General features: G+C 69.2%; 21 protein-coding genes and 2 pseudogenes. 10 read left to right on the top strand and 13 right to left on the bottom strand.

All coding sequences use genetic code 11. From position 1 onward, the window contains the following. Positions 1-281: 281 nt before the first annotated feature. On the top strand, positions 282-1,091 hold the full coding sequence (locus EDD90_RS14725) for a SigB/SigF/SigG family RNA polymerase sigma factor (RefSeq protein ID WP_123973455.1): 810 nt from the start codon (positions 282-284) through the stop codon (positions 1,089-1,091). A 608-nt stretch (positions 1,092-1,699) separates the two neighbouring features. On the opposite strand, the gene EDD90_RS14720 is transcribed toward EDD90_RS14725, so the two are convergent. From EDD90_RS14720 to EDD90_RS14710, 3 genes are all read right to left on the bottom strand, one after another. Continuing rightward, entirely contained in the window at positions 1,700-2,929 is a 1,230-nt protein-coding gene (locus tag EDD90_RS14720; RefSeq protein ID WP_260327862.1) for an HTTM domain-containing protein, read from the bottom strand. Beyond that, positions 2,919-3,518, bottom strand: coding sequence for a DUF5819 family protein (locus EDD90_RS14715; RefSeq protein ID WP_123973454.1), 600 nt, complete (start codon positions 3,516-3,518; stop codon positions 2,919-2,921). Before EDD90_RS14715 ends, EDD90_RS14720 begins: the two co-directional genes overlap by 11 nt. A gap of 258 nt (positions 3,519-3,776) precedes the next feature. Further along, entirely contained in the window at positions 3,777-5,063 is a 1,287-nt protein-coding gene (locus tag EDD90_RS14710; RefSeq protein ID WP_123973453.1) for an ice-binding family protein, read from the bottom strand. 431 nt (positions 5,064-5,494) lie between these two features. On the opposite strand from EDD90_RS14710, the pseudogene EDD90_RS57285 reads away from it, so the two are divergent. The 6 genes and pseudogenes from EDD90_RS57285 to EDD90_RS14675 form a co-directional block, all read left to right on the top strand. Further along, positions 5,495-5,946: pseudogene (locus EDD90_RS57285) on the top strand (DUF5994 family protein); the annotation flags it as partial. Positions 5,947-6,579: 633 nt separating this feature from the next. Further along, positions 6,580-7,452: a helix-turn-helix transcriptional regulator gene (locus EDD90_RS14695; protein ID WP_123973452.1), complete on the top strand. Its 873-nt coding sequence runs from the start codon at positions 6,580-6,582 to the stop codon at positions 7,450-7,452. Between the two features lie 600 nt (positions 7,453-8,052). Next, positions 8,053-9,054, top strand: a complete 1,002-nt coding sequence (locus EDD90_RS14690) for an acyl-CoA desaturase (protein WP_123973451.1) — start codon at positions 8,053-8,055, stop codon at positions 9,052-9,054. Positions 9,055-9,087: 33 nt separating this feature from the next. Further along, on the top strand, positions 9,088-9,525 hold the full coding sequence (locus EDD90_RS14685) for a DUF5994 family protein (RefSeq protein WP_123973450.1): 438 nt from the start codon (positions 9,088-9,090) through the stop codon (positions 9,523-9,525). Between the two features lie 263 nt (positions 9,526-9,788). After that, positions 9,789-10,223 (top strand): hypothetical protein, encoded by a 435-nt coding sequence (locus EDD90_RS14680; RefSeq protein WP_123973449.1) that lies wholly within the window; start codon positions 9,789-9,791, stop codon positions 10,221-10,223. A gap of 251 nt (positions 10,224-10,474) precedes the next feature. Further along, positions 10,475-11,455, top strand: coding sequence for a slipin family protein (locus EDD90_RS14675; RefSeq protein WP_260327861.1), 981 nt, complete (start codon positions 10,475-10,477; stop codon positions 11,453-11,455). Between the two features lie 87 nt (positions 11,456-11,542). On the opposite strand, the gene EDD90_RS14670 is transcribed toward EDD90_RS14675, so the two are convergent. The 6 genes and pseudogenes from EDD90_RS14670 to EDD90_RS14645 all read right to left on the bottom strand — a co-directional run bounded on the left by EDD90_RS14670 (position 11,543) and on the right by EDD90_RS14645 (position 15,242). Next, positions 11,543-11,695: a hypothetical protein gene (locus EDD90_RS14670; protein WP_185149091.1), complete on the bottom strand. Its 153-nt coding sequence runs from the start codon at positions 11,693-11,695 to the stop codon at positions 11,543-11,545. 335 nt (positions 11,696-12,030) lie between these two features. Continuing rightward, positions 12,031-12,412: pseudogene (locus EDD90_RS14665) on the bottom strand (iron-containing redox enzyme family protein); the annotation flags it as partial. 210 nt (positions 12,413-12,622) lie between these two features. Next, positions 12,623-12,958: a hypothetical protein gene (locus tag EDD90_RS55420; protein WP_185149090.1), complete on the bottom strand. Its 336-nt coding sequence runs from the start codon at positions 12,956-12,958 to the stop codon at positions 12,623-12,625. A 444-nt stretch (positions 12,959-13,402) separates the two neighbouring features. Then, positions 13,403-14,161 (bottom strand): GAF and ANTAR domain-containing protein, encoded by a 759-nt coding sequence (locus tag EDD90_RS14655; protein ID WP_123973448.1) that lies wholly within the window; start codon positions 14,159-14,161, stop codon positions 13,403-13,405. A 5-nt stretch (positions 14,162-14,166) separates the two neighbouring features. Further along, a complete protein-coding gene (locus EDD90_RS14650; RefSeq protein WP_123973447.1) occupies positions 14,167-14,892 on the bottom strand; it encodes a GAF and ANTAR domain-containing protein in 726 nt (241 codons plus the stop codon). Further along, on the bottom strand, positions 14,889-15,242 hold the full coding sequence (locus tag EDD90_RS14645) for an STAS domain-containing protein (protein WP_123973446.1): 354 nt from the start codon (positions 15,240-15,242) through the stop codon (positions 14,889-14,891). Before EDD90_RS14645 ends, EDD90_RS14650 begins: the two co-directional genes overlap by 4 nt. Before the next feature lie 515 nt (positions 15,243-15,757). Between EDD90_RS14645 and EDD90_RS14640 the strand changes: the two genes are divergently transcribed. Next, positions 15,758-16,231: a hemerythrin domain-containing protein gene (locus EDD90_RS14640; RefSeq protein ID WP_123973445.1), complete on the top strand. Its 474-nt coding sequence runs from the start codon at positions 15,758-15,760 to the stop codon at positions 16,229-16,231. Between the two features lie 607 nt (positions 16,232-16,838). After that, positions 16,839-17,249 (top strand): hypothetical protein, encoded by a 411-nt coding sequence (locus tag EDD90_RS56365; RefSeq protein WP_221305107.1) that lies wholly within the window; start codon positions 16,839-16,841, stop codon positions 17,247-17,249. Between the two features lie 244 nt (positions 17,250-17,493). On the opposite strand, the gene EDD90_RS14630 is transcribed toward EDD90_RS56365, so the two are convergent. From EDD90_RS14630 to EDD90_RS14615, 4 genes are all read right to left on the bottom strand, one after another. Further along, positions 17,494-18,828, bottom strand: coding sequence for a S8 family serine peptidase (locus tag EDD90_RS14630; RefSeq protein ID WP_123973444.1), 1,335 nt, complete (start codon positions 18,826-18,828; stop codon positions 17,494-17,496). A gap of 110 nt (positions 18,829-18,938) precedes the next feature. Beyond that, the gene (locus EDD90_RS14625) at positions 18,939-21,611 is read right to left on the bottom strand and encodes a lectin (protein ID WP_123973443.1); all 2,673 of its coding nucleotides are present in this window, start codon (positions 21,609-21,611) and stop codon (positions 18,939-18,941) included. Continuing rightward, positions 21,604-22,665: a hypothetical protein gene (locus EDD90_RS14620; protein WP_260327860.1), complete on the bottom strand. Its 1,062-nt coding sequence runs from the start codon at positions 22,663-22,665 to the stop codon at positions 21,604-21,606. Before EDD90_RS14620 ends, EDD90_RS14625 begins: the two co-directional genes overlap by 8 nt. Positions 22,666-22,848: 183 nt before the next feature. Then, positions 22,849-23,916 carry a S1 family peptidase gene (locus EDD90_RS14615; RefSeq protein ID WP_398924526.1) on the bottom strand — a complete coding sequence of 356 codons (1,068 nt, stop codon included), beginning with the start codon at positions 23,914-23,916 and terminating at the stop codon, positions 22,849-22,851. Positions 23,917-24,379: 463 nt separating this feature from the next. Between EDD90_RS14615 and EDD90_RS14610 the strand changes: the two genes are divergently transcribed. Then, a complete protein-coding gene (locus EDD90_RS14610) occupies positions 24,380-25,780 on the top strand; it encodes an alkaline phosphatase family protein (RefSeq protein WP_123973440.1) in 1,401 nt (466 codons plus the stop codon). The last annotated feature ends 5 nt before the right edge of the window (positions 25,781-25,785 follow it).

Below are 25,785 nucleotides of genomic sequence, written 5' to 3'. Positions count from 1 at the left end.
CCGGCGACCGCAGTCGGTAGCGGAGCCGGGCTCAACGGACCTGTTCGGGACGCGGCGAGCGGACTGCCCCCACAGCGCACCCCGGGATACCCGGGCAGCACGGCTTCCGGTATCCATTCCGGACATTTGCGGACGCTGACGGATGGGTGGACCCGCGCGGACATGCATGCGGTCGGGGCGGGCAGGAGACGCTCACCCTGCTTTCCACCTAAGGCGGCACCGTGACGTCCTCCGTGAACGTCCCCGAAGCATCTGCCTGTAGCTCGGGAACCCGAGAAGCCATGGATGACCTGCCGTGGATCGAGGACGGGGCAAAGGTCGCTCCACGGGACGCGCGTGTGCTGTCCAAGGTGTTCCTGGACCACCTGAAGGTCCTGGAGGAGGGCACCCGTCAGTACCAGTACGCCCGCAACACCCTGATCGAGATGAACCTGTCCCTGGTGGTCTTCGCGGCCCGCCGGTTCCGCAACCGGGGCAGCAGCGAGATGGAGGATGTCATCCAGGTCGGCACGGTCGGTCTGATCAAGGCCATCGACCGGTTCGACCTGTCTCGCGGGGTCGAGTTCACCTCGTTCGCGATCCCCTACATCGTCGGCGACATCAAACGCTTCTTCCGTGACACCACTTGGGCGGTCCACGTCCCACGACGCCTTCAGGAACTCCGCGTCGACCTGGCCAAGAGCAAAGAGGCGCTGGCGGCGGTGCTGGGCCGCAATCCCACGGTGAAGGAACTCGCCGCCCACCTGGACCTGACCGAGGGCGAGGTCATCGAGGGCGTCGTAGCCGCCAACGGTTATGTCGCCGGCTCCATCGACACCCCGGCCGGCGAGGATACCGACGACGGCGGGCCCAAGTACGCGGACATCATGGGCGAAGTCGACCCGGCCCTGGGCCTGTTCGAGGACCTGCACACGCTCGGCCCGCTGCTGCGGGAACTCGACGACCGGGAACGGACCATCATCGAGATGCGCTTCGGCCAGGAGATGACCCAGGCGGAAATCGGCCGCGAACTGAATCTGTCGCAGATGCACATCTCCCGCGTGATCGCCCGCACCCTCACCAAGCTCCGCACGGGCCTGCTTGCCGCCTGACATCTCCGCGTCCCTGCCCCGCTCACCCGCACCGAAGGGGCCGCCCGGCGCGAACGCCGAGCTCGATCCACTGCATCGGCCGGCCGCACCCGTCATCACCGAGCGGGTGCCGGACGTCCAACCGGAGGCGCTGGTACGGCTGGTCGGGCCGGACACCCGGACACAACTGGATGACGTACGCGGGCCCATCGCCGTCAACAGCGACCTCTGGACTTCCCCGCCCCCGCACGGAGGCCGGCGTATACCTCGGCCGTGACGCCCGTTTGACGCTCTGAGCGTCCAAAAGACCCTTCGGCGGACTCGAAAATGCGGACAGCGGCACCGCTACCGAGGCGAACGGCCGGTGCCGGAACGGCGGCAGGAGTTCGAAGAGGCGCCGCCCTCGTACGCTCATGACTCGGCTGGAACCGCGACGGGCCCGGGGCACGGCAGGGCTGGGCGCAAGGTCGCCAACATGTGACCCGTCTCCGGGCCGTCTCTGCGGCGACCCGGGTTTCATGGTTCGCCGAGAACGATCCGGTGCGGACACCCGTGTACGGGAGCCCTCGATACCGTCCGCGGTGCTCCGCACGTGAATGAGCGCTGCGGGAGCCGGTCCCGCGCGGCTCCTATTCCGTCAGCGTCGGCCCGGACGGCGCCGGACCACCGCAACCGCTTCTCGGACGGGACATCGGCCTGTTCCCCTCCCGGCAAGCCGAGCGGCCGCCCTGCGGGGGTACGGATCCGAGCCCTGCTCCCTGCCGGGGCGCCGGCGTCCCGACGCCGGATCTCCGAGCCGCGCGCCGGGCGAGGTGAGGCAGGGAAGCGTAGAAGCGGTCGGGAAGGAACACGGCATCCGCGATGATCATCGTGCCCGAGAAGAGAGGCAGTCCCAAGACCACCGCGATACCGATGTGCATGCCCAACAGCATGGTGAGCACGGGGTACTTGAGCCTACCGAAGAGTACGAACGGGAAAGCGACCTGCGTGAGAACGGTCAGGTAACCGACGATCGCGATCAGGAGCGGGTACTGGTCCAGGAGATGGGAGAGCTCGGGCCAGGGCTGGAAGAGGTCGAGGTTCAGCACGTAGTGGAGGGCCGTGCCGTCGTCCCAGAATGAGCCCTGCACCTTGTACAGGCCAGCCGATCCGTACAGAAGGCAGACCTGTACCGCGATGACGAAGACGCCGCAGTTGTGCACCACCGTGACCAGCTTGCCGTGTGCCGCCCGGAGTTGCTGAGCGGGAGAGCTTCGCACCGGCTCCGGCGCGTTGTCCGCCCGTGCCGCCTTGATCCGCTTTCGGCGTGCGTCCAGGGACCAGCGCCGGCCGCACGCGGTGAGCACGAGATAGAGAGCCATCAGCAGGACGAGGTTGTCGCCCCCGTCCGTCATGAAGATCGATCTGGCGTGGAACGAGGTCACCACAAGGGCGAAGAGGACGGACGCGGCCCGGGTCCGCCAGCCCAGCATGAACAGCGCGGACGTCACGAGGGCCAGCACGTAGCACAGCTCGAAGTAGGCACGGCTGTCCGACAGGATCAGGAAGCTGTACCAGCCCGTCTGGTCGAAGAGCTGTGCCGCCAGCGCGGGCGTCCACGGGGAGCCGGGCCCCCAGATCTCGTACCGATGCGGGAATTCGCGTAGGAGAAAGACCAGGTAGAGAAGCCCGTAGCCGATGCGCAGAACCGACGTGGCGTACAAGGACACTGGCCGGCCGGTGACAAGTGCCCACAAGGCGTCGGCTCGGGCGAGGAGTCGACGGTGGAGCGCGTCTGCGGTCCATGCGTCGTGGCCCATGGGCCGGTCCTGCGTGACCGCCGCCTTGGCGGGGAGTTCGCGGATCTGCTCATTTCCCATAGGGGGTCACCTTCCACCAGGGCAGGAGCCGGTTCTCCACCGGCGACGGCGGCCGGTGCCCGGCCGCCGTGCCGGGCGCGGCCACGGGCAGCGTGACGACCCGGAGCTGAACGAACTCGAAGGTGCGGCCGCCGTCGTGGTCGGCGAGGCGGTCGGCGGCGATGTTGCTCAGATACTTCTGCATCATCACGGCCCGGTCCGAGCGTGCCGTGTCGTCCTCTCCGTGCGTGTCGACATAGGAGGCCCAGGCACGGCGCAGGAGGTTCTGGGCCGTGTGGCTCGGAAACGCGTTGTGCTCGACCGCGGCACGGTCCATGGCGGTCAGGTCGACCCACGGGCTGACCCGCATCGAGCCGTTGGACGCGGTGTGCGCGGTTCTCGCCAGGACCTGCCGGTTGACCGAGTCGGGGTTGGGGGCGAAGAGCCGCCAGTTCTGTTCGAAGAGGGGATACACCCATGCGTCGACCTGCCGGCCGTACCGCCTTGAGACGGGGTTGGCAGGTGCCACTTGAAGAAAGACGGCACCGATGTGGACCAGGGTCGTCACCAGACACAGGAGGACGGCAGTGTGCAGCCCCGCTCTCAGCACCCTGGCACCTGCCGACCGCTCACCGGGTGGGTCCCCGCTGTCGTACCCCTCCCATGGAAGCGGACCGGCATCGGACTCCCCGGTTTCCCGCACGCGCACTGAATCAATTCCGCTCGACACCGCCCACCTTGCCTTCTCGTTCCGCTGCCCGGCGCCTGAGGTCTCTGCGGACCCACCGACACCGGCGGCACGCGGCGGAATCGAGGGGATCCCGCCGCGCGCCGTCATCCGATGTACGGACCTCTCGCGGCCTGCCGCCTAGTCTTCGTGACCCTCGGACTTCGGTGTGTCGCCATAGCCGTAGTCGGCGTACTTGCCGTAGTCGTTGTTGCCGTGGTCGTTGTTGCCGTGGTCGTTGTTGCCGTGGTCGTTGTTGCCGTGGTCGTTGTTGGCGTGGTCCTCGCCGTTCTCCGGCTTCTCGGGCCCACCCTGGTGCTCCTCGCTCGGCTTGCCATGCTCGTGATGGCCGCCACCGTGGCCAGGGCCGCCGGGCTTGTTGTCCTGCTCACCGGGTTTGCCGCCCTGCCCACCCGTGGTGTTCCCGGCGGTGTTGCCCGAGGTGTTCCCGGCGGTGTTGCCGGAGACGTTCCCCGAGGTGCCGCCGGTCCCGACGATCGGCCCGCCCAGCAGGCCGCCGGTGACCAGACCCCCGCTGACCAGACCGCCACCGGTCACACCAAGGGTGGTGCCGGTCGTTGTACCGGTGGTCGTACCGGTCGTTGCGGTGCCACCGGCCGTGGTGCCACCGGTCGTGGTGCCACCGGTCGTGGTGCCACCGGTCGTGGTGCCACCGGTCGTGTTGGTCGCGCAGTTGTTGAGGAAGATGTGGTTGGTGTCGAGCGTCACGGCGCCGTTGCGGGCCAGCGCCCGGCCCTCGATGTTCGTCCCCGTGGTCACGTGGATGTCCGTCAGCGCCATGATGGTGCCCACGAAGGTGGAGTTGGTCCCCAGAGTGGCCGAACTCCCGATCTGCCAGTACACATTGCACGGCGAAGCGCCGTTCGTCAGGAGCACCCGGCTGGAGGAAGCTGTCGTCAGGGCTTCCGGAATCTGGAACACCCAGACGGAATTCGGGTTTCCCCCGGCATCCAGGATCAGGTCGCCGGTGAGTCCGACACCGGACGAAGCGGTGTAGACGCCCGGGAGAAGCGTGGTGCCATTGCCGATTCCCGCCGCGAGCGCAAAGTCCTCTGCCTGGCCGGCCGCGTTGTTGTACGCCGTGACCAGGTCGGACTTGGCCTGTAGCGCGACGGCGTCGGCGGCGTGCACGGCGCCCAGCACCTGGCCGGGCGGGAAACCGGTGATGGCCGGGTTCGGGTGCGTGCCAAGGTCGTGACTGATCACCGTGGCACCGGTGTTGGTCACTCCCGCACCTGCCAGAACGGAGAAGCTCGCGGCCGTGGCCAGCGGCACGGGCGTGGCGATGGCGACTGCCTGCGCGGGCGTGAGGACGACCATCGCCGCGGCCACCGTGGAGGCGAGGGCCGAGGCCAGCAAGCCGGGCAAGGTGCGGCGGCGAGCTGTCTGAGGGATTTTCAGCTTCATCGAGAGGCCATTTTCTGTAGGAGCCGTGGCGTACCGGGCCCTGCCAAATTGCCCGGGAGCCTGGATCTGGTCGCTGCATATTACGGAGAAATCTATGTGCGGCAACGGAAATCGAAGGAGAGTTGAGGTCGCCGGGAATTAAACCCCCAAATGCGCGGCAGATGTTGGGGAATTCATATTTCCGATTGTCTGGCGGGTTCACCCGAATTCGCGGATCGTATCCCAGGGGTGCTTTCTTCCGGTCCGGCCGGCCGCCCTGGCCCCCGGTGTTCCGTTCAGCCCGCAGGTCGGCGTCGGTTCGGTAGGCGTCGACGAGGAGTACCCTGGTGACTACCGAGAGCATTTCGAACACCAGCTTCCACGCCGGTGTCGTTCCCGGCGATTCATCACAGCCGGGCCGGCCGTGACCGGCCCGGGGTTGGGTCCGCATCGTGACCGCGACCATTCTGTTGACGCTCGCGGTCGAAGACCGACTTCCTGCTTCTTCGCTCGCCCAGACTCGAACTGGCACCCGCCGGCACCGCTCCAGCACTGATCGACGGCGCCTGGTGGCCTTGCTCCGGCGATCTGACGGCGGAGCTTCCGGCGCTCGTCGAGGTCCTCGACCCGCTGTGGGGGGCGGATCACCCGGGTAACGGTGAACCCCGCGTTCTGGCCGGTCATCCCGCGAAAGGTGCCCGTCCACGGGCACGTGGTGCACGTCGGCTGGTTCGCGGTCGTGCAAGACCCGCACAAGCTGATGCTGCTCTCCTACGCCGCCGGCCGCTGGGACCTGCTGGTGATCCCACCGGAGACAGCGCCGGCCGCCGCGGCCCGGCTGATGACCGCGGCCACCGACCCGTCGCGGATCCTCACGGCGACCGGTCTGATCGACGAGGGCCGACTCCGGCACGGAGCACCCGGGGGTAATGTCAGTGGATCCTTTCGGTTGCGCCAGCCGCCACCGGTGCTGGCTCGCATCATCGCCTCACCGGCAACCACTCCCTGCGCTCCGTGCGCTCCGGCTCCCGGACGGTCTCCTCGCAAGCCTGGGTCAGCCCTGCGGCACGCGTCGTCGGATCCGCAGACCCCGCCCCGGAGCATGTGCGGTGAGCGGGCGATCCGGGGCCGGGCAACCACGGGAACCCGGCGGCCACGAGCCGTTCGCCCTGGACGCGGCGGCTGCGCCGACTCAAGCGCCGGCAGAAAGCAGCTCACGACATCCGGACATGTCTTCGACATCACCGGAACCGTGGTCCATCCGCACCGCAAGGACCGAGACCTCGCCCGCCGCCCGCAGGAACGGCTGCTCGCCTGTCACCGCGCCTCGCTCGGCGCCACCCCGGACGGCCTTCCGCGCGCCCCCGGGGACGCGGCGGCGCGAATAGCCGGCATATCAGTACAGGAAAGGAAAATGACAACGTCACAGTCCGTTTCGCCAGTTCCCGCGCGCGACGGCATGGCACATGATCGACAAGCCGTGTCCCATGGCAGCCTTCGGATCTGACAACGACGTGGATCCGGAGGTACACCGCGCATGACGGTGGTCATCAGTCCCACAGTGAAGAGGCGCCGTCTGGGGGCCGAACTGCGCCGGCTCCGCCAGGACAGTGGGCTGAAGAGCACAGAAGTGGCTGAGCGGCTCATGGTCTCCCAGCCCAAGATCAGCCATATGGAGAACGGGCGCCGTGCCATCAGCCCTCGCGATGTACGCGACCTCTGCGCCCTCTACGGGGTGACCGACCACCAGGTCGTCGGCTCCCTGATGCAGATGGCCCAGGAGTCGGGACAGCAGGGATGGTGGAGTGCCTACGGCGAGCACCCCAACGGCGTCCACATCGGCCTCGAGACGGACGCCGCCTCGATCCATGCCTACGAGCCCATGGTGATTCCCAGCCTGCTGCAGACCCCTGCCTACGCCAGCGCCGTCATCGAGGAAACGATTCCCCCGGTCACTGCCGAACAGGCCGCCAGGCGCCTCAAGGTGCTGCTGCGCCGTCAGCACCGGATCTACGACCCCACCTCCCCGCTGCGCCTGCGGGTCGTCCTGGAGGAATCGGCACTGCGCCGTGTCGTCGGCGGTCCTGACGTCATGCGTGAGCAGCTGGAGCGTCTGAACGCACTCGGCGCCGAGCCGCACATCACCGTGCGAGTCCTCCCCTACACGGTGGGCGCCCACCCGGGCCTCTCAGGACAGTTCTCCATCCTGCGGTTCGCCGACGGCCCGCAGGCAGGGGTGGTGTACCTGGAACGCTTCACCAGCGACCTGTACCTGGAAAAACAGTCTGCCGTACAGCAGTACGCCATGTTGTACGACCACCTCCAGGCCCGAGCCCTCAGCCCGGACAGCACGCACGACTTCATCACCGACGCCACCAAGTCACACATCGACGCGGCAAGCCGCCCCTGAGTACTCCGGCGGCCTCACCGGGGGAGTTGCACCCGACACTCTCTCCACGTCTCCGTCCGATGTTCGGCGGGGGACGGGATGTTCCGCCGTCGCAGCCGTTCTGTCAGTGGGACTCCCCGGGCTGCCGCACGAGAGACGGAAAGGTCAGCGGTGTCACTGGCCGGGCGGTGGTTTCGGCGGGCACCGCACCACAAAGATGCGCCGGAGCGGCTGTCCCGAGCGGCAGGAGTACGCTGACAACGTCGAGGGCACGTCGTACGCCGGTGTTCGGACCGGTCTCGTCCTCGTCGCGGCCCCTCAGGAGCGGGCACGCGACTGCACCTCACACGGGACGCCGGGACACATCGCGTGTCGGCGGTCCGCTCGGCTCTTGGCTCGACTCCACCGGACCGCCCGCCGACAGCACCCACCAGGGCGAGACCGCATGACGGCCCCGCCGCCCACTCTTCACGTGCTGGCCAGTCCAGGCCCGCACAGCTCCCGTATCCACCGTCCGTGCGACTCGCATCCGCTCTCTGCGATGCCGTTACGCACCCACCGTCCAAGAGGCGCAGCCCAAGACCCCGGCCGCACCGTCGTCACTGAGGTCAAGGACCGCGCATGTCTCTCCATATCCTCCGCTCCCCATCCGCCGTCCCGCCGGAAGGCGCCCCGCCGTCCCCGGAGTACGACGGGAGAGCAGCCTTCCCGCGCGAGGGAACGGCTGCCGAGCGCACCGGCAGCGAGCGGCTGTCCCTGGCGATCACGGCGTTGATCGTCTTCCTCCCGTTCCTGGCACTCGGTCTGGCTGTCTGGCTGCTGTGGGGGAGCCTGATCCATCCCGTCGATGTCCTGCTCGCCGCGGTGCTCTACACGGTCACGGGCCTCGGCGTCACGGTCGGCTTCCACCGTGGCCTGACCCACGGCAGCTACCGGGCCGTCCGGCAGCTGCGCACCGCGCTCGCGGTGGCCGGGTCGATGAGCTTCCAGGGTGACGTGATCGGCTGGGTCGCCATCCATCGCCGCCATCACGCCTTCACCGACCGGCCGGGCGACCCTCACTCTCCGTATCGCTACGGCACTTCTGTATGCGGCCAGTTGCGCGGACTGGTGGATGCTCACGTCGGCTGGCTGTTCCGCAACGACCCCACGTCCGCGGCGCGTTACGCTCCCGATCTGCTGGCCGACCGTGACATCCGGGCCGTGTCCCGGGCCTTCCCGGCCCTGTGCGTACTCACCCTCGCACTGCCCTTCGCCGCGGGGCGGCTGATCGGCGGCAGCTGGGTGTCCGCACTGACCACCCTGCTGTGGGCGGGACTTGTCCGCATCGCCCTGCTCCACCACGTCACGTGGAGCGTGAACTCCCTCTGCCATGTGATCGGTGAGCGGCCGTTCCGTACCCGTCGCCACGACCGTGCCACCAACCTGTGGCCCCTGGCCCTGCTCTCGTTCGGCGAGAGCTGGCACAACCTGCACCATGCCGACCCCACCTGCGCCCGGCACGGCGTCGACCGCGGCCAGCTCGACCCGTCCGCCGCCGTGATCCGTTTCTTCGAACGCCTCGGCTGGGTCCGGGATGTGCGCTGGCCCACCCCGGACCGTATCGACGCCCGCCGCGCGTGAACCCGAGCGACCGCATCCCGTTCAGGAGCTCTCATGACACTTGCCCCGCCGCCCCCGCTCTCTTCGTCGTCCGCCGTCCGCCTGCGCCTGGTGTCCCAGCCGGCACAGGGCCACATGCACCGGCGTGTCGACGGCGCATGGTGGCCCCGCTCGCCCGATCTGGCGACCGAACTGCCCAGGCTGCTGGCCGGACTGCCGCACGCCTGGGGACAGGTCACCAGCGTCCTCGTGGACGAGGCCGTATGGTCCCCGTTCCCGAACCGGCTGCTCGTCGCCAACCAGGTCGTACGCCTGCGCCGGACGACCACCCAGCACTCCCCGTCCACCGTCTGCCTGCTGGCGCCCGGCCGCGGCCGGTGTGACCTGCTGGTGGTGCCGCCCGCCGCCACGGACGCGGAGGCCGGGCGGCTGATGGAGAGTATGGCCGCCGCCTGGAAGGACAGTGTGGGGTTGGGAGTCGCAGTCCGTTGACGGTGGCCGTCGGACCACCCCGGGGTCCGCGGCACCCCGGGTGCGGGCCTTGGGGTGCTGCCAGCGGACCCGGCTGGGCAGGCTCCACGTTGCCCGGTCCTGGGCCGGCCGCGCTGCCCGGACGGGGGAGTCCGCTCGGACCGTCGACGGAGTACGCTGGTGTTACCGAGGGTATTGCGTGCACTGGCTTCCATGTCGTTGTCACTTTCGGCGATTTGATCATGCTGGGCCGGCTCCGGTCGGCCCGGAGCAGGGTTCGCCTCATGACTGCGACCGTTCACCCCACGCCGATCCCCGGAACTACGCCCTCCTCCAAGCCGCTCCGGATCCCTTCCGCTCCCCTCGGTTCCTCGCCGACAGCCGTGCTCGATCCGCTGTCGGGCCGGATCACCGGGGGCCTGACGTACCAGCCGTACCAGCCGGCCTTCCCGGGTGCGGTGCCCTTGGGCGGGCAGGTGCAGCCGACGCCCGTCTCGGCCCGCTGGCTGATGGCCGCCGGCAGAGACTGCCTGCGCACCTCGCACGTGGACCGGCTGATGGCGGACGCGGCGCGCCTGCGCACGGTGTCGGAGGCCGGCCCGGCGGGGCACACGGCCTGGGACTCCGAAGCCTGGGACTCCGAAGAAGACCACGAAGTCCGCGATCCGGCAGCACGCCCGCAGATCCCGGCCGTATACGTTTCGCCGACGGCGCGGTGAGAGCCGTGAGAACCCTGGTGGCGACCACGGCCGCAGCCGGCCGAGGAGGGGCCGGCGCACCCGTGAGCGGGGCCGACCGGACCGACACACCGCACAGTTCTCCCGGCTGAGCCGGGCCGACACACCAGAGCCTCAACAGCAGCCCGAGACCCCGGCCGCACCTCAGACGACAGGCCGGGGTCCCCCCGTGCCGTGTGCTTCCCGGACCGCTCGGGTCCTGCACCGTCATCGACGTAAGGAAAGTGAGAACCATGGGTGTTCTGATCACCGTGCTGGCGGTGTGCGCCGTGGCCGGGCTGGTCCTGCTCGCCCTGAGCCTGCGCAACGTCCAGCAGTACGAGAAGGGCGTGGTGTTCCGCTTCGGGCGGCTGCTGCCGGACATCCGCGGGCCGGGCCTGCGTGTCATCCGGCCGATCGGGGACCGGATGCGGAAGGTGTCCGTGCAGACCGAGGTCCTGGGTATCCCGCCGCAGGGGTCCATCACCGCCGACAACGTGACGCTCACCGTCGACGCGGTCGTCTACTTCAAGGTCATCGACCCCGTCAAGGCCCTGGTGAACGTGCGCAACTATCCTGCCGCCGTCTCCCAGATCGCCCAGACGTCGCTCCGCTCGGTCATCGGCAGGGCCGACCTGGACACGCTGCTCTCCGACCGTGACCACATCAACGCGGAACTCAAGAAGGTGATGGACGCCCCCACCGAGGAGCCATGGGGGCTGCGCATCGAGCGCGTCGAGATCAAGGACATCGCCCTTCCGGAGTCGATGATGCGCTCGATGTCCAAGCAGGCCGAGGCCGAGCGGGAACGCCGGGCCCGGGTCATCGCCGCCGACGGAGAGTTCCAGGCGTCCCAGCGGCTGACCGACGCCGCCGCGACCATGGCCGACACCCCCGGAGCACTCCAACTGCGCCTGTTGCAAACCGTCGTGGATGTCTCCGCTGAGAAGAACAGCACCCTCGTGATGCCGTTCCCCGTGGAGATGCTCCGCTTCTTCGAGCACCAGAGCAGGGACAGCGACGACGAGTCCGACGGACGGCTCGTGCGCCGGAGCGACAGGCACGCCGCGCTCTCCGCAGGGGCCGTGATCCCGGAGCCCGCCATCCCCGCACCGCTCCTCGCGCGGCCGGTCTCCCTGCCCGGAGAGCGGGCCGGCAGCCGTGCGGAGGTGGCCCGGGAGCGGCGGGACAACTGGCCGACGCGCTGGGACACCGAGGAGTCCTTGAGCGGTTGACCGTTCCGGGCCGCCAGGGGCGACGCGATCGTCTCGGTGCGGTGCGGACCCGCTGACGACCTCGGTGACAGTGCGTCACCGGGGTCGTCAGCGGTCCGGGACGGCTGAAGCGGCCGGCCCGGCGGTGGATGCGATGCCGGAGGCGCGGTGGCGTACCGGCGGAAGCGCGGCCCGGGTGTCGGCGCGGGCGTATAAGACATGCTTGGCGCCCTCGATCAGCACCAGGTAGAGCACGACCATCAGGGCCAGGACGAGGACGAGCCCGAGCGGCAGGGACCGGAAACCGAGCGGTCCCGCGAGCGGGGACCGTTCAGGCCCGTGCCGTCCAGCGCACCGTGCTCCTGCCGAGCGGACTCGGGCTCGGACTGCGCAGACATCGCGATGCCCCTCTTCTCGACTGCCTCGTATGGGCGTGCATGTCGCCGCGGGGCGCCCCGACGCCACTCACCCTGTGCCGTCGCCGACGAGCAGTTGGTGCGAGACGAGGAGGGTGGCACCGTTCCCGGGTAGCCAGGCACTCCGCTCGTACCGCATACGCGCAGGGTTCGCCTGTCCGGCCGATGCGTTGAGAGCGGTCACAACGGTTCGCGCAGTGAGGTACGGCCATGCCGCCAAGCGGTGAGGAGATGGTTGCCGAGCCGCTCCTCGGTCCATTCGATGGCGTCGACACCGAAGGCGACGTCCCCGTCGAGAGCGGGCTCCGCTTCAAGGAGGCCGCCGACGACATCCCGGCGGACGGTCTGTTCGTGGACCGCGTCCGCCTCCACGTGCTCGGCGTAGAAGTGGACGGCGGCAGGGCCCGCGCCGACCCGTCGCAGCCCGTGGGCGAGGCGCCGTGAGCCGGGCGACGAGGGTGGTCTCCACGGCGGCGAAGTGGCCCACCAGCGCCCCGCGCAGCGCGCGGTGGAGTCAGAACAGGGACATGAGGTTGACGCTGGCCAGCATCTCGGCACCGGCCGTCGGCGAACGTCTTGACCATCCCGCGCACCAGATCGGGACTCGCCGCGGCGAGGTTGTCTTCGGCGAGGGCGTGCAGGGGCAGACTGTCGGGCGCGGTCATCGTGCTGATCTCCTTCGTGACTCGACATCTCGAAGATCAGCCGGTGGCCGTTCGTCTATGCGGACCTCATCCCGATGCCGGAACAAACCCCGGATCAGGCCGAACCCTTACACCACTTCCCTGGACGCAACCCTGAGCGACGGCGGCACCATAGGCGATGTGGGTGGTCTCCGTTCCAGATCCCCGCTCATCGCATGTGCATCCCGGGCGCGCGAGAGCCCCGGGACTCGTCGAAGAGTCCCGGGGGCCGTGGTGCTCGGAGCGGGCGTCGGATCAGGCCTGCGGGCCGCCGAACGGGCTCTGCCCGGGCCGTAGTAGGTGCCCGGTTCGTCGCGGCAGCCCGGGTCGCCGGGGTGCTTCTCCCGGTCGAACTCCGGTGCGTCCTTGATCTGTTGCTTGGCAAGGATGACGAAGACCTTCTTCTCGTTCGGGTCGATGCTCACGTCCCTGCTCGCCGGTAGCATGACCTGCTTGCCGAAGATCCACACACCGGTGTCGACCCACCAGGTAGGCGTCACCGACCTCGTTTGAGGTGTCCCGCGATTCGGCGGTCCGCGGTGTGTGAGTACGGGCGCTGCACGCGGGCCTGCTCAGGCTTCATGATCACGGCGCGGGACGTGGTCTCGTCATTTGGCATCTGCCGGACCGCGGACCGAGTGGGCCGGCGCTTACTCCGGGGGACCGAGCGTCATACCCCACATGCGTCACCCGCGGCTGCGCGGAGTGAACCCCGGGGTCGAACACCTGGGCATCCACCGCAGGCGTCGCGCCCGCATGGCCGTCCTCCCGATCGGCGCGAGCCGGTGAACCCTGGCCGTCACAGCACCCCCTGCCGCGGGGGAACGAGCGCGCCTCAGGGAACGATCGGTGGACGAACTCGGCAGGTGTCAGCTGTCCGTTTCCGTTGCCCGCGAGGGAAAGGCGCGGATCGTGTCGGTACCCTGCGTGCCGTCGGCGATGGCCCGGGCGAGGTCGGAGAGTTTGCGGTTGTGGGCGCGAGCGTAGGCACGGAAGATGCCGAACGCCTCGTCGATGGGCATCTGCCATCGCTCGGCAAGGATGCCCTTGACCTGCTCGATGACGATGCGGCTGTTGAGGGCGTACTGGAGCTGGTCGCGCTCGGCCTCGCTGAGGGCAAGCGTGCGCTGTTGGAGGATGGCGATGGTTGCCACGTCCGCGAGGGCCTGGGCGAGGGCGAGGTCCTGTTCGGCCAGCGGCGCGGGGCCGGCCCTGAACAGGCTGAGCGCGCCGATGACCCGTCCGCGCAGCCGCAGCGGCAGGGCGTTGGTGGAGACGAAACCGGTGTCCTGGGCGCTGCGGGCGAACTGTGGCCACCTGGCGGTTGCCGTCGGGTCGGTGAGGCTGACGTTGATCCGCGGCAGGCCGTCGTGGTAGCAGTCGACGCAGGGGCCCTGGTCGTGCTGGAGGGCGAAGAGTTCCAGCAGCCGGGTGTGTTCGTCGGAGGCGGCGAGAACGTGGAGGTTGTCGTTCTCGTCCGCGAGCAGGATGCCGACGGCGGCGACGTCCAGCAGTTCCATGCAGTGCACGGACAGCTTCTGCAGGAAGTCGATGACGTCGAAGTCGTCGATCAGGGAGTCGGCCACCTCGACGAAGACTTCGGTGAGTTGCTGTTCACGGGTTGCCATCGAGATCAGTCCTCGTCTTCGTCTTCGGTGACGTTCGTCGGGTGCGGGTCGGGTTCGAGTCGCAGCCGTCTGTCCACGACGTCCCGGGCTGTGTCGGTGAGGGTGCGGCTGTGGCCGTAGGCGTAGGCACGGAGCCGCAGCAGAGCCTCTGTCAGGGTTACGGACAGCTGGACGCTGACCATGCCGGTCGCCTGGTGGAGGACCGCCTGGTGCAGTACCGGGGCGACCAGGTCCTGGTTCTCCGCGGCCGACCGCAGCGGGCTCCCGAGATCCAGGACGCGTTTGGTCAGGGCGACGGCCAGTACGTTGGCATCGTCGCCCTGTAGGGGTGTCAGATGTCCTGGGGTCCTTCTGACCAGGGTCAGCGCGCCGAGGGTGATGGCGCCGATGTGCAGGGGGAAGCAGAACACCGCCCGCACGTTCAGGGCGGACGCCTCGATGAGGAGGGCGGGCCAGCGGCCCTCGTGCACGCGGCCCAGATCGGGCACGCGCACCGCGATGCCGTCGGCCAGGCAGTCCCGCCCAGGTCCGTATCCCAGGGTGAGCTGTAGGTCCTCGAAGTCACGCGAGAGGCTGTCCGAGGACCAGAGGATCTCCGTCCCTCCTGGTGCGTTGCCCGCGCTGACCGCGATCCCGTCCACAGCGAGCAGTTCAGCAGTGTCCGCCGCCACGTCGGGCCACTCCTTGGTTTGCAGCCGCCGCAGGATCTCCGCCATCCGATCGCTGATCATGCGGCTCCGCTGGACGGCTGAGTTGTCTCGGCTGGAGGCTGTTCCACGCCCGAGCTCTCCTCTGCCAGGAGGAATCCGGTGCCCGTGAGGTCCAGGAGCCGACTCACGACCGGGGCTGGATGGTGCAGCCGCAGCTCGCCCTCCGAGGCGGCCAGGTGCTGGGAGACTTCGAGGAAGACGTTCAGACCGCTGGCGTCGCAGAACCCGACGGCGGCGAGCTCGACGTCGATCTCCGTCACCCCGTTGGCCACACATGCTGCCAGCGCGGCGCGTACGGCTGGAACGGTGGTCCGATCGATCTCACCCTCCAGGTAGACGGTCGCCCGGCCACTGCCTCGGTACCGGATCATCGTATGCACAAAATGCACAGCGCCTCGGCTTCCCTGCCCGTACCGAAGCCACCGCAAAGGCCGCATCCGTGCGGGCGCGCTCGAAAGGTGAGCAGCGAGTTCGCCGAGGGATCGGTGCTACCGCCGGCAGGAGAACCACCTGAGCACACAACAGGGAAGCCGGTCCGCTTGCCGAAGGACGACGCCGTCTGTCGACGGGGAGCGCCGGGGTCAAGGACGCGGATTCAGCGTACGCCGCGTCGAGGTCGGCGCACAGCAGTTCGCTTTCACTTCGCAACCCACGGCGTACCAGCAGCCGGGATATGGTGCGAACGTACATCTTGACCGGCAGTGATTACAGCCAGTACACCCACCCCGTTCACGACGTGACCGACGCGGCAAAAGGTGCGCTCCGGATGAGTTGGACGCACTGCCTGGGGTAATCGGAGCGTGGGAGCCGATCGGCTTTTGGTATTTCCACCGGCGAAACACCCCCGCTCCTTGCGGGACGTGCCGGAGAACACGAAGGCGGGCCCATGGACGCGATTGTGCTGCTCAAGGACGACCAGCAGACGGTCGAGAAGCTGTTCAAGGAGTTCGAGCAGGCCGGGGACCGTGCCTACAAGACCAAGCGGAAGATCGCCGACAGGGTGATCGAGGAGCTGACGGTCCACGCGTGGATCGAGGAGGAGATCTTCTACCCCGCCGCACGTGCCGCCGTGCCGGACACCGCCGACCATGTACTGGAGAGCGTCGAGGAACACCATGTCGTCCTGTGGATGCTCTCCGAGCTGGCGGGCACGGATCCCGAGGACGAGCGGTTCGACGCCAAGATGACCGTTCTCATCGAGAATGTGCGGCACCACGTCGAGGAGGAAGAGAAGGAGTGGTTCCCCGAGGTCCGCTCCGCTCTCGGCCGCAGCCGGCTGGGCGAACTGGGCGAGCAACTCGCCGCCGCCAAGCCCGACGCTCCTCACGACCCGCTCCGGGTGCCCAGCGCGCACGAATGACCTTCATGGTGCAGCGATACCTTCGACGTTCACTTCGGCCAGGTCCCCGCGCCCGCAGCCGGATCATGAACACCCTCCGCCTCCGCTTGGCCCCGGGGCTCCGGAGACGCGGGCTGCCGGCGCAGGGATTCAGCCCCCGTTAGGCGCCGGTCGTCCGTCCGCACATGGCGGACCCCGTAGTCACCAGGGAGGGCCCGACCGTGGAAGCGTCGCCGCGCCCGGCCCCTGCGACGCGCACAGTGATCCGGACGAGCCGCATTACATGCCCAGGTGGGGACAAGGTGGAGGACCAGTCATGTCGCGAGCGCGTGAAGAAGCCCGTCACAGACATCCGCGGCACGAGCGCCGCGGAGAGGCTCGACTACCAGGTGTGGCAGTGACACTCGTCGCCATCGCGCTGTACCTGCTCCTGCCCCAGCAGCTCCTGATCACCCCCTCCGCTACGTACTGCCCGCTCTGGAGTGTGTGCTGCTCGTGTCCCTCGTAGCGATCAACCCTCGACGGCTGACTCGACAGACGCGGGCCTTCCGTGTCCTGTCGCTGACGCTCGTGGCGGTGATCGCGGCGAGCAACCTCCTCGCGCTGGGCACCCCTGGTCCATGAGCTGGTGTCCGCCGAGGTGAAGGACGGCCAGGAGCTGTTGGTGGCCTCGTTGCAGATCTGGCTCACCAACGTCATCGTCTTCGGTCTGGCCTATTGGGAGCTGGACCGTGGCGGCCCGGTCAGCCGGACCCAAGTGCCTCGTGAGGAACTGCCATTGGCGGACTTCCGATTTTCGCAGGACGACAACGACGACGCCGTTCAAGAGGTCTCCGACGGCTCCAGCAAGGCATCCGACTGGGTGCCCACCCTGATGGACTACCTCTACGTGCCGGTGACCAACTCCACGGCTTTTCCGGAACCACTCGCCTGGACGCCAGCTTCGGGATCCTGGTGGGACGACGAGAAGGCCGTGCGCCTGCTGGTCGAGTGTGCGTGGCGATCCTCGAACCCACCGCGAAGGGCTTCTGACGTGTAAACAAGTCCAGTTCAGGGACGGTTTGGGCGGAGCTGGGTGCCCGGTGGTCGTAGCGGCCGACGGGTGCCTGGTCTGTGGATGGTCGGGCTGTGCCGCCGATGGCGTTGAGGGTGACGGTGCAGCTGAGCTGGTTGAGCGCGGTGGTGATCGAGTGCTCGGCGACGGCCAGGGCTTTGAGTGGGCCACGGTGGGCGGTCAGCCGGGTGTAGCGGGTCTTCTGAGGGGACTTGTGCAGACGTCGGGGTCAGCGGCGCTCGGCCAGAGTGTGGACGAGCTTCGTGGCGTCGACCGTGCCGAGACCCGTCGCCTGGTCGTAACCAGGGCCCGCGGCAAAGCCGTTGGCTCCCGTGTTGCCGGTGGTGACATCCACCAGGCCGGTGTCAGGGCGGCCGTAGAGCCGGTACAGCAGGCGGTCGACCTGGCCCAGGCGGTGGCCCGCGAGCTGGTCGGCGAGGGCGACGACGCCCGCGAACAGTGGTGACGACTCGCTGGTGCCGTTGCCGCCGGCGGTCCAGCCGGTGCGGGTCGGGTCGTAGCTGGAGTACAGCCACAGGGCGCCGTCCGGGGAGGCCGCCATGCTGATGTCGGGGGTGCCGCGGTGCTCGCCGACGACGGAGCGGACCGGGTCCTGGTACGCCGGGCGGGAGAAGACCTTGGAGTAGTCGCCGCCGCTGCCCGACCAGGCCGCGTCCGGCTTCAGGCGGTTGCCCGCGTCGTCCAGGTAGAGCTCGGTGCCGCCGATCGCGGTGACCAGGGGGTCGCCGGCGGGCCAGGCCGCGTCGACGCGGCCTGCGTGGCCGCCGCCGTCACCGGAGCTGGCGGTGAGGGTGACGCCGTGGCGGGCCGCTGCCGAGAAGCCGTAGCGCAGGGTCGTGAGGCTGGTGTAGTCGCCGAGGTCGAAGCCGGGGAAGCGGGCCTCGCTGGTGGCCCAGCTCATGGAGACGACGTCGCCCTTGCCCTCGTTCACGAGGTGGTTGACGGCGCTCTGCATCTCGGGGATGCCGACCGGGCCCTCGGTCTCGGAGACGCCGGTCTCGACCAGGACGATGCGCGCGCCGGGCGCCACCGCGTGGGCGGCCTCGACGTCGAGGGTGGTCTCGTCGGCCCAGCCGTTCTGGTCCGGGTCGGTGTAGTCGAAGGCGGGCACGTCGCCCCACTTGACGACGTCCACCTGGGTGTCGGGCAGGCCCCACTGCTTGTCGAAGACCTCCAGGTCGTGCTGGATGGTCGGGGAGCCGAAGGAGTCCGTGATGACGATCGTGCGACCCCTGCCGGTGATGCCCTCGGCGTACAGGGGCGAGAGGTCGTACGCCTTGTCGTACTGGACGGGCGAGTAGCAGCCCCGGTTGATCTGCTTGCGGCACTCGCTGGTGCTCACCGGGCTGCTGAACACCGGGTTGAGGGCCTGCGGTTGCTCGCCGAGGATCTCCTGCGGGGAGCGTACGGTGCGGGTGGAGGCCGCCGATGCGGCGGGGGTCGTACCGGATGCGCCCGAGCCGGGGAGGAGGGCGAGGGTGAGGGCCCCCAGGGCGGCGGCTCCCGAGGTGAGCAGGGCACGGCCTCTTAAGGATGTGGTCATGACAAACCTTTCGGCCCGAGCGGCAGCGGTTCCGACGTCGGCCATCGCAGCACAACGCCGGAACCGCTGACACCACGACGGGTGTTCTTTTGACACTTCTTCACCGTGCGTCAGCCGGACGACGGAACCGTCCAGCGCTGGCCGATGCTGCCCGTGCAGGTGGCGATGGTCAGTCGGGTCTTGTCGGTGGCACCGTTGCTCGCATCGGTGAGGCAGAGGCCGGAGACCGGGTTGACGATCTCACCGGACGAGTTCGCCTGCCACTGCTCAGCCTGGGTGCCGTTGCAGGTGTGCAGTTGGACCTTCGTGCCGGAGGCGGTCGCGCCGCCCGTCACGTCCATGCAGTCGTCGAGCACCTGGAGGGTGCCGTCCGGGACGACCTTCCAGGTCTGCGCGGTGGTGCCGTTGCAGGTGTAGATCTGGATGGCGGTGCCGTTCGAGGTGCCCGAGCCGGCGTCGTCGGCACACTTGCCGGTGGCGGTCTCGGTGAGCGTGCCGCTGGGCTGTGCCACGCCGGTGCCCGGGGTGCCGTCGTAGGACGGCGGAGCAGCGGAACCGGCCGCCGCCCACGAGGTGTTGGCGGACGAGGAGAGGGTGAAGTCCAGCTGTGCGGAGCTGTTGAGATACGAGGCCGGTACGTACGCCTTGTTCCAGGAGCCGCCGTTGAGGCTCAGCGACTGGACGTACGGCGAACCGTCCACCGCCGCCGGGGCGTTGACGGTGAGCGTGTGTCCGCTGCCCGTCGTGACGACCGCCGAGGTGAACATCGGGCTGCCGAGGGCCAGGTCGGCGGTGCCCGGGATCTCCGGGTAGAGGCCGAGGGCGGACCACACGTACCAGGCGCTCATCTCGCCGAGGTCGTCGTTGCCGGGCAGCCCGCCCGCCGTGTCGGTCCACAGCTGGTCCTGGACCGCCCGCACGGTGGACTGCGTCCTGTACGGCTCCCCGAGCCAGTCGTACTCCCAAGGCAGGCCGATGCTGGGCTCGTTGCCCATGTTGGACTGGGTGCCGATGACACTGCCCAGGCCCTGGTAGCCGCCGAGCACGCGGTCCAGGTACGACGCCAGTGACGAGGTGCCGCCCTCCAGGGACGCCAGCTCGGCGAGGTTGAAGGGGATCATCGGGGTGTAGGTGAAGGCGTCGCCCTCGGCGAAGTCGTTGGACGAGGTGCCGGTGATCAGTTTTGCGTTGAAGCCGTCCATCCAGCGGCCGTTGGAGTGCTGGGGCTGGATGTAGCCGGAGGACGGGTTGTAGATGTTCTCCCAGTCCTGCGCCCGGTCCTGGAACTTCTTCTGCGTGGCGGTGTCGCCGAGCGCGCCCGCGAACGCCGAGAGCGCGAAGTCGTCGGTGTCGTACTCGAGTTGGGTGGACGTCGTGGCGTACTCGTGGCAGCAGCCGTAGAGCGAGTTGGTGGGCAGGTAGCCGAAGGAGTCCAGGTAGGTCACGCCGGGGGTGACGTCCGTGTCCGTCGTCTGCTCCTTGACCATGGCGGTCAGGGCCGTCGACGTGTCGAAGTTCCGCGCGCCGAAGGCGTAATAGCCGGCGAGCAGCGGTACGGCGGAGTCGCCCACCATGATGTGGGTCTCGGCGGTCTCCATGCCCCACTTGGTCAGCGTGCCGCCCTGCTGGTAGTCGTCGACCACCGACTGTGCCATGTCGGACGCGGCCGACGGGTCGAGCAGCGCGGTGAGTTGGGCCTGTGAGCGGTAGGTGTCCCAGGTGGAGAAGTCGGCGTACTTCGCCGCGTGGCCGCTGCCCACCGTGTGCACGGCGCCGTCGAAGCCCCGGTAGGAGCCGTCCGCGTCGCTGATGACGGCGGGGAAGAGCGAGGCATGGTAGAGCGCGGTGTAGAAGACGTTCTGCTGGTCCGGGGTGCCGCCGGTGACGGCGATCTTCGACAGCTCGGCGCTCCATGCCGACGCGGCCGCCGACTTGACGGCCGCGAAGGTCTTCCCGGTCACCTCGGCGTCCCGGTTGGCCACGGCCTCCGCCACCGAGGTGTAGGAGATGCCGACCCGGGCCTCCACCGTCCTGCTGCTCGTGGTGTCGAACGTCAGGTACTCGCCGCCGGTGAAGGTGCCGGTGGCGGTGAAGGGGTGGTCGAAGGTGATCGCGTAGTAGAGCGTGACCGGGGTGGTGTCCTCGCAGAAGCCGGTGCTGGTGATCGACCCCGTCACCGCGTTGCCGCCGGACAGGCCGAGCGTCGAGGAGGCGTACGGCGTCTGGGTGTCCTGCACCTTGAGGAGCAGGCTCGCCTGCGTGGAGGACGGGAAGGTGAACCGGCCGATGCCGGCACGCGTGCTGGTGGTCAGCGCGACGCTGGTGCTGTTGCCCAGGCCGACGGAGTAGGAGCCGGGCGACGCCGTCTCGGCGGAGTGCGCGAAGGACTCGGTCGTCGAGGCGGGGTCCGAGCCGAGCGAACCGACCACGGGCAGGATCGGCAGGTCCCCGGCCGCGTCGCAGCCGACGCCGGAGACATGGGTGAGGCTGAAGCCCGAGACGGCCGAGTCGGAGTAGTTGTAGCCGCCGCCCTTGGGGCGTGACGAGGTGTCGGGCGACCACTGGAGCATGCCGTGCGGCACGTCGGCGCCCGGGAAGGTGTTCCCGGCGCTGAAGTCGCCGTTGCCGCCGGTGCCGATGTACGGGTTGACCAGCGACACGGGGTCGGCCGCTGCCACCGCCCCCGCCGTGCCGGCCAGTTGGCCGGACACGGCGAGCGCGAGGGCCGCGGCACCCGTGGTGAGGACACGCAGGAGCGCGTGCGGGCGCCGGGCGTCAGCCACGGGGCAGTACGTCGCTGAGGACGCCGTCGGCCGGGGCGGTGATCCAGTCCGAGGAGATGTACGAGGCCCCGTCGGCGGCGAGCAGGGCGACCCGGGCCTGGGCGTCGGCCAGTGAGGGCGCGGAGGAACTGAGCGCGGGCGAGACGTCGTAGGCGTCGGTGACGACCGTCAGATAGTGGTTGGTGTTGTACCACTCGGTGTTGCCGTCGCCGACCCAGGCGCCCGCGTCGGCGTCGAACACCACGAACCAGGGGCGCAGCGTGGTGTCGCTGTAGCGGGAGCGCGGGTCGACGGCCTGGGCGCCGAGGACGCTCGGGAAGACCGCCGCCTGGCTGATGTTCCCCGCGGCGGCGAGGTCCTTGAGGTGCTGGGCGTAGACCACGTCCGACCACGAGGAGGCGGGGCTGACGGCCTGCTCGAAGGTGCCGGGGATGATCTCCACGATCGCGTGGCCGGCGAGCGAGCCGTAGCTCGCCCAGTTGTTCGCCTTTGCGGCGGTGTCGAGATCCGCGTACTTCGAGCCGTCGCTCTTGATGAGCAGGTCGGCGGGTGTGTAGAGAACGCTGCCGAGGTGCGTCTTGACGTAGCTGTCGAACGTGGTCGGCGTCATGCCGAGGGTGCTGTAGAACCCGTTCTTCATCTCGATCTTGACCATGACCGGGTGGCTCGTGGGGTGGGCCTGGAGCCAGATCCGGATGTCGTCGAGGCAGCTGTCGAGGTTCTGGTTGCGGTCGCCGGTGTACAGGTCGGCGGCCGTGCTCGCCTGCACGCAGTTGTTGTCACTGCCCAGCGGGTTGCTGTGGCTCACGTTCCACTTGCCGGTGAACACGTTGTGCCAGGTGTCGAGTTCGACCAGGGAGGTGCCGGTGTCCAGGGCGTCGGCCAGGTAGGTGTACGTGGACTTGTCGTCGTACGTGTTGTGGATGCCCGTGCCGGAGACCCCGGCCAGCGTCTGCCCGCCGACGTCGTCGGCGTGTGCGGCGGGCATCGCCACCGCACCGAGCAGCAGGGCCGAGGCCGTCAGAAGTGCGGCCCGGATTCTTCGGCGGATCATGAGCATGCCAGATCCCTTCATGGTGCTCGGTGGTCGCGCAGAGCCTAGAGGGGACGGATGGACATCCGCTACGCCCGGGTAACAAGTTGCCGTCCTCACCCTGAATCCCCGCGCTGAAGCGGCAGTTGGACGGCGGGCAGCCGCTCACCGAAGTGAGCGACCGCCCTTGGCGGTTCCGGTGGCCTACGGGATCGTCGCCCCCTCCGCGCTCAGCGCCGCCGTCACCGGCTGGAAGAACGTCTCGCCGCCCGAACTGCAGTCACCGCTGCCGCCCGAGGTCAGTCCGATCGCCGAGCTGCCGTCGAAGAGGGCGCCGCCGCTGTCGCCGGCCTCGGCGCACACGCTCGTGTCGATCAGGCCGGAGACCGAGCCCTCCGAGTAGTTCACGGTGGCGTCGAGGCCGGTGACCGAGCCGCCGTGCAGGCCGCTGGTGCTGCCGCTGCGCTGGACCGACTCGCCTACGTAGGCGTCGGCGGCCCCGGTGATCTGCTGGGTGCTGCCGTCGTACAGGTCGACCTCGCTGGCGGGGGACGAGCCGGAGTCGTCGTACTGCACGAGGGCGTAGTCGGTGCCGGGGAACTGGGAGTCGACGGTCTGGCCGACCTCGGAGCCGTCCTGGGTGTCGGACCAGGTCGAGGAGGCGTTGCCGCAGTGGCCGGCGGTGAGGAAGTAGGGCGCACCGTTCACGGTGACGTTGAAGCCGAGGGAGCAGCGCACCGAGCTGCCCCAGATGGCGTCCCCTCCGGCGATCTTCAGCTTGAAGGGCGAGGCCGTGTGGCGCAGGACGGCTCTGCCGCCGAGCGCCTCGACCGCGGCGTCGAGCCGGGTGCGCTTCGCCCCGGTGACCGTGGGGTCGGCGGTGACCACGACCTTGTCCTGCCTGGGGTCGATCGCCCACGCGGTGCCGGCGATCCGGGCCTGCTTCGCCAAGTCTGCTACGGCTGTGCGCAGTTGGGGGGTGGAGTAGTGCACGACCTTCGGTACGGCACCGGTGGCGCGGACCTGCGGGGCCGCCGAGGCGTCGGTGATGTCGACCACGAGTCGCCGGGACGCGGCGTCGTAGTAGGAGCCGGCGGCGCGGTTCCCGAGCCGGGCGGCGAGGGTCGCCGCGGCCCTGGCCTGGTGGGCCACCTGGGCGGGTGCGGCGGTGGCCGCTCCGGTGCCGGGCAGCAGGACGGCGGTGGCGGCGAGGGTCGCCGCGGCCGTGCCCGCGAGGGTGAGGCGGGCGGCGGATGTCGGACGGTTCGTCACGTGTGGAGCCTCCTGAGGGGGGTGCCCCGTCTGCTCGGCAGGCGGGGCCGGAGGGGTCGGGGAGGGCATGGGAACCAGCCTGATTTGCTGGCGTGATCATGCCAGGATCGGAACGTCGACGAGTATTGCGACGTGCCGCCCGCGGCCACAAGGCGGCTTTCCGGCCGCCCGCCCTGCGTACGCCCACCGCGACGCCGGGGGCGACCACAGGGCTGTGACCAGTGGTGTGGCGGCGGAGGATGACCGCTCCACTCGACGTCCGCCCACCCAACACGCTTGCTCGGGTGGCCGGTTGACGCTGTTTCCACTCGCTCCATGGAGCGGGGGCGCCGAAACGCCCGATGTCCTTCGGCCAACTCCGGTTCACAGGAGTGAAAAGACGAGGCAAGGCCGGTTTGTGGATCGCCGCACGGGGGGAATCAGCACGCCGCCGCGACGGTGCGGCGCTCCGGGGAGGCATGAAATGCCCGAAGACACAGGACAGTTGGCGGCCGTCGAGCACATCGTGGTGCTGATGCTGGAGAACCGCTCGTTCGACCACATGCTCGGCTGGCTCTACACCGACGAAGGCAACGTGTCGCCGTCGAAGCAGCCGTATGAGGGGCTCACCGGCACCGAGTCCAACCCGGACGAGAACGGCAAGAGCGTCATGGTGTTCCGCATCGACGGCACCGCGGCGGGCGCCTACTTCATGCCCGGCGCGGACCCGGGCGAGGGCTACGAGCCCACCAACCGGCAGCTGTTCGGCACCGCGACGCCCGGCGGCTCGGCGCCGACGAACGACGGTTTCGTCACCGATTACGCCGACACCCTGGTCCTGCGCGCCCGGCAGCACCGGCCGATCTACCCGGGGACGACCTCCGCGGACATCATGGGCTGCTTCACCCCGCAGGCGCTGCCGGTGCTGGCCGGTCTGGCGCGGGGGTTCGCGGTGGCCGACCACTGGTTCGCGTCGGCGCCGACCGAGACCTTGCCGAACCGGGCGTTGGCGTGCGCGGGCACCAGCCAGGGCCACATGGACGACGGCACCCACACCTTCACCGTCCCCAGCATCTTCGGCCGGCTCTCCGACCACGGCCTCGACTGGGCGGTGTACGGCTATGAGAAACAGCCCCTGACCCGCGGGAACTTCCCAGACACAACGCTCGCGCCGGCCTCGCACTTCGGTCTGTTCCCCGACTTCCGGACCGCCGCCGCGGGCGGCACCCTGCCCGCTTTCACCTTCCTGGAGCCCAGCTGGAGCTCCACCGGCAACAGCCAGCACCCCAACTACGACGTCGCCCTCGGTGAACAGCTCATCCTCGACGTCTACCGGGCCCTGCGCGACGGCCCGACCTGGGCGAGCACCCTGCTGATCATCACCTACGACGAGCACGGCGGCTGCTACGACCATGTGCCGCCCCCCGACGGGGCGGTGCCGCCGGACAGTTCGGCCGGGGAGTTCGGCTTCGGCTTCACCCGCTTCGGTGTACGGGTGCCCACCGTCCTGGTCTCCCCGCTCATAGAGCCGGGCACGGTCTTCCGCGTGCCCGAAGGCACCACCCTGCTGGATCACACCTCCGTCCTCAAGACGGTCCAGCAGCGCTGGAACCTGCCTCCGCTCACCGCCCGCGATGCCGCCGCTCCCGGCATCGGCACGGTACTCACCCGTACCACGCCGAGGACGGACGACCCACTCGCCGGCGTGACCGCCCCGACCTCGACGGGCACCAACCCCGCGGAGCACGAGATCTCGCACCTCGAACAGGTGCAGGCCGACCTGGTCGCCCGCGAACTCATCCCCCGGGTCCAGGGACCGGTCACCCCGCACCCAGGGTCTGTCGGGTGGACCAGCCCGGCGTCGCGGGGTGTGGAGTGGCGATGACGCCG

The sequence above is a fragment of the Streptomyces sp. Ag109_O5-1 genome, from assembly GCF_003814875.1.
GTDB lineage: Bacteria > Actinomycetota > Actinomycetes > Streptomycetales > Streptomycetaceae > Streptomyces > Streptomyces sasae.
The sequence above is the reverse complement of the archived record's forward strand: the minus strand, read 5'-3'. Positions and strand labels throughout refer to the sequence as shown.

Bases quoted from the DNA above. Each gene is read 5' to 3' on its own strand.
- EDD90_RS14690 (WP_123973451.1), top strand. From the start codon at position 8,053: ATGTCTCTCCATATCCTCCGCTCCCCATCCGCCGTCCCGCCGGAAGGC.
- EDD90_RS14675 (WP_260327861.1), top strand. From the start codon at position 10,475: ATGGGTGTTCTGATCACCGTGCTGGCGGTGTGCGCCGTGGCCGGGCTG.
- EDD90_RS14670 (WP_185149091.1), bottom strand. From the start codon at position 11,695: ATGGTCGTGCTCTACCTGGTGCTGATCGAGGGCGCCAAGCATGTCTTA.
- EDD90_RS14620 (WP_260327860.1), bottom strand. From the start codon at position 22,665: ATGATCCGCCGAAGAATCCGGGCCGCACTTCTGACGGCCTCGGCCCTG.
- EDD90_RS14610 (WP_123973440.1), top strand. From the start codon at position 24,380: ATGCCCGAAGACACAGGACAGTTGGCGGCCGTCGAGCACATCGTGGTG.
- EDD90_RS14655 (WP_123973448.1), bottom strand. From the start codon at position 14,161: ATGGCAACCCGTGAACAGCAACTCACCGAAGTCTTCGTCGAGGTGGCC.
- EDD90_RS14725 (WP_123973455.1), top strand. From the start codon at position 282: ATGGATGACCTGCCGTGGATCGAGGACGGGGCAAAGGTCGCTCCACGG.
- EDD90_RS14640 (WP_123973445.1), top strand. From the start codon at position 15,758: ATGGACGCGATTGTGCTGCTCAAGGACGACCAGCAGACGGTCGAGAAG.
- EDD90_RS14645 (WP_123973446.1), bottom strand. From the start codon at position 15,242: ATGATCCGGTACCGAGGCAGTGGCCGGGCGACCGTCTACCTGGAGGGT.
- EDD90_RS14720 (WP_260327862.1), bottom strand. From the start codon at position 2,929: ATGGGAAATGAGCAGATCCGCGAACTCCCCGCCAAGGCGGCGGTCACG.
- EDD90_RS14695 (WP_123973452.1), top strand. From the start codon at position 6,580: ATGACGGTGGTCATCAGTCCCACAGTGAAGAGGCGCCGTCTGGGGGCC.
- EDD90_RS14685 (WP_123973450.1), top strand. From the start codon at position 9,088: ATGACACTTGCCCCGCCGCCCCCGCTCTCTTCGTCGTCCGCCGTCCGC.
- EDD90_RS14680 (WP_123973449.1), top strand. From the start codon at position 9,789: ATGACTGCGACCGTTCACCCCACGCCGATCCCCGGAACTACGCCCTCC.
- EDD90_RS14630 (WP_123973444.1), bottom strand. From the start codon at position 18,828: ATGACCACATCCTTAAGAGGCCGTGCCCTGCTCACCTCGGGAGCCGCC.
- EDD90_RS14650 (WP_123973447.1), bottom strand. From the start codon at position 14,892: ATGATCAGCGATCGGATGGCGGAGATCCTGCGGCGGCTGCAAACCAAG.
- EDD90_RS14710 (WP_123973453.1), bottom strand. From the start codon at position 5,063: ATGAAGCTGAAAATCCCTCAGACAGCTCGCCGCCGCACCTTGCCCGGC.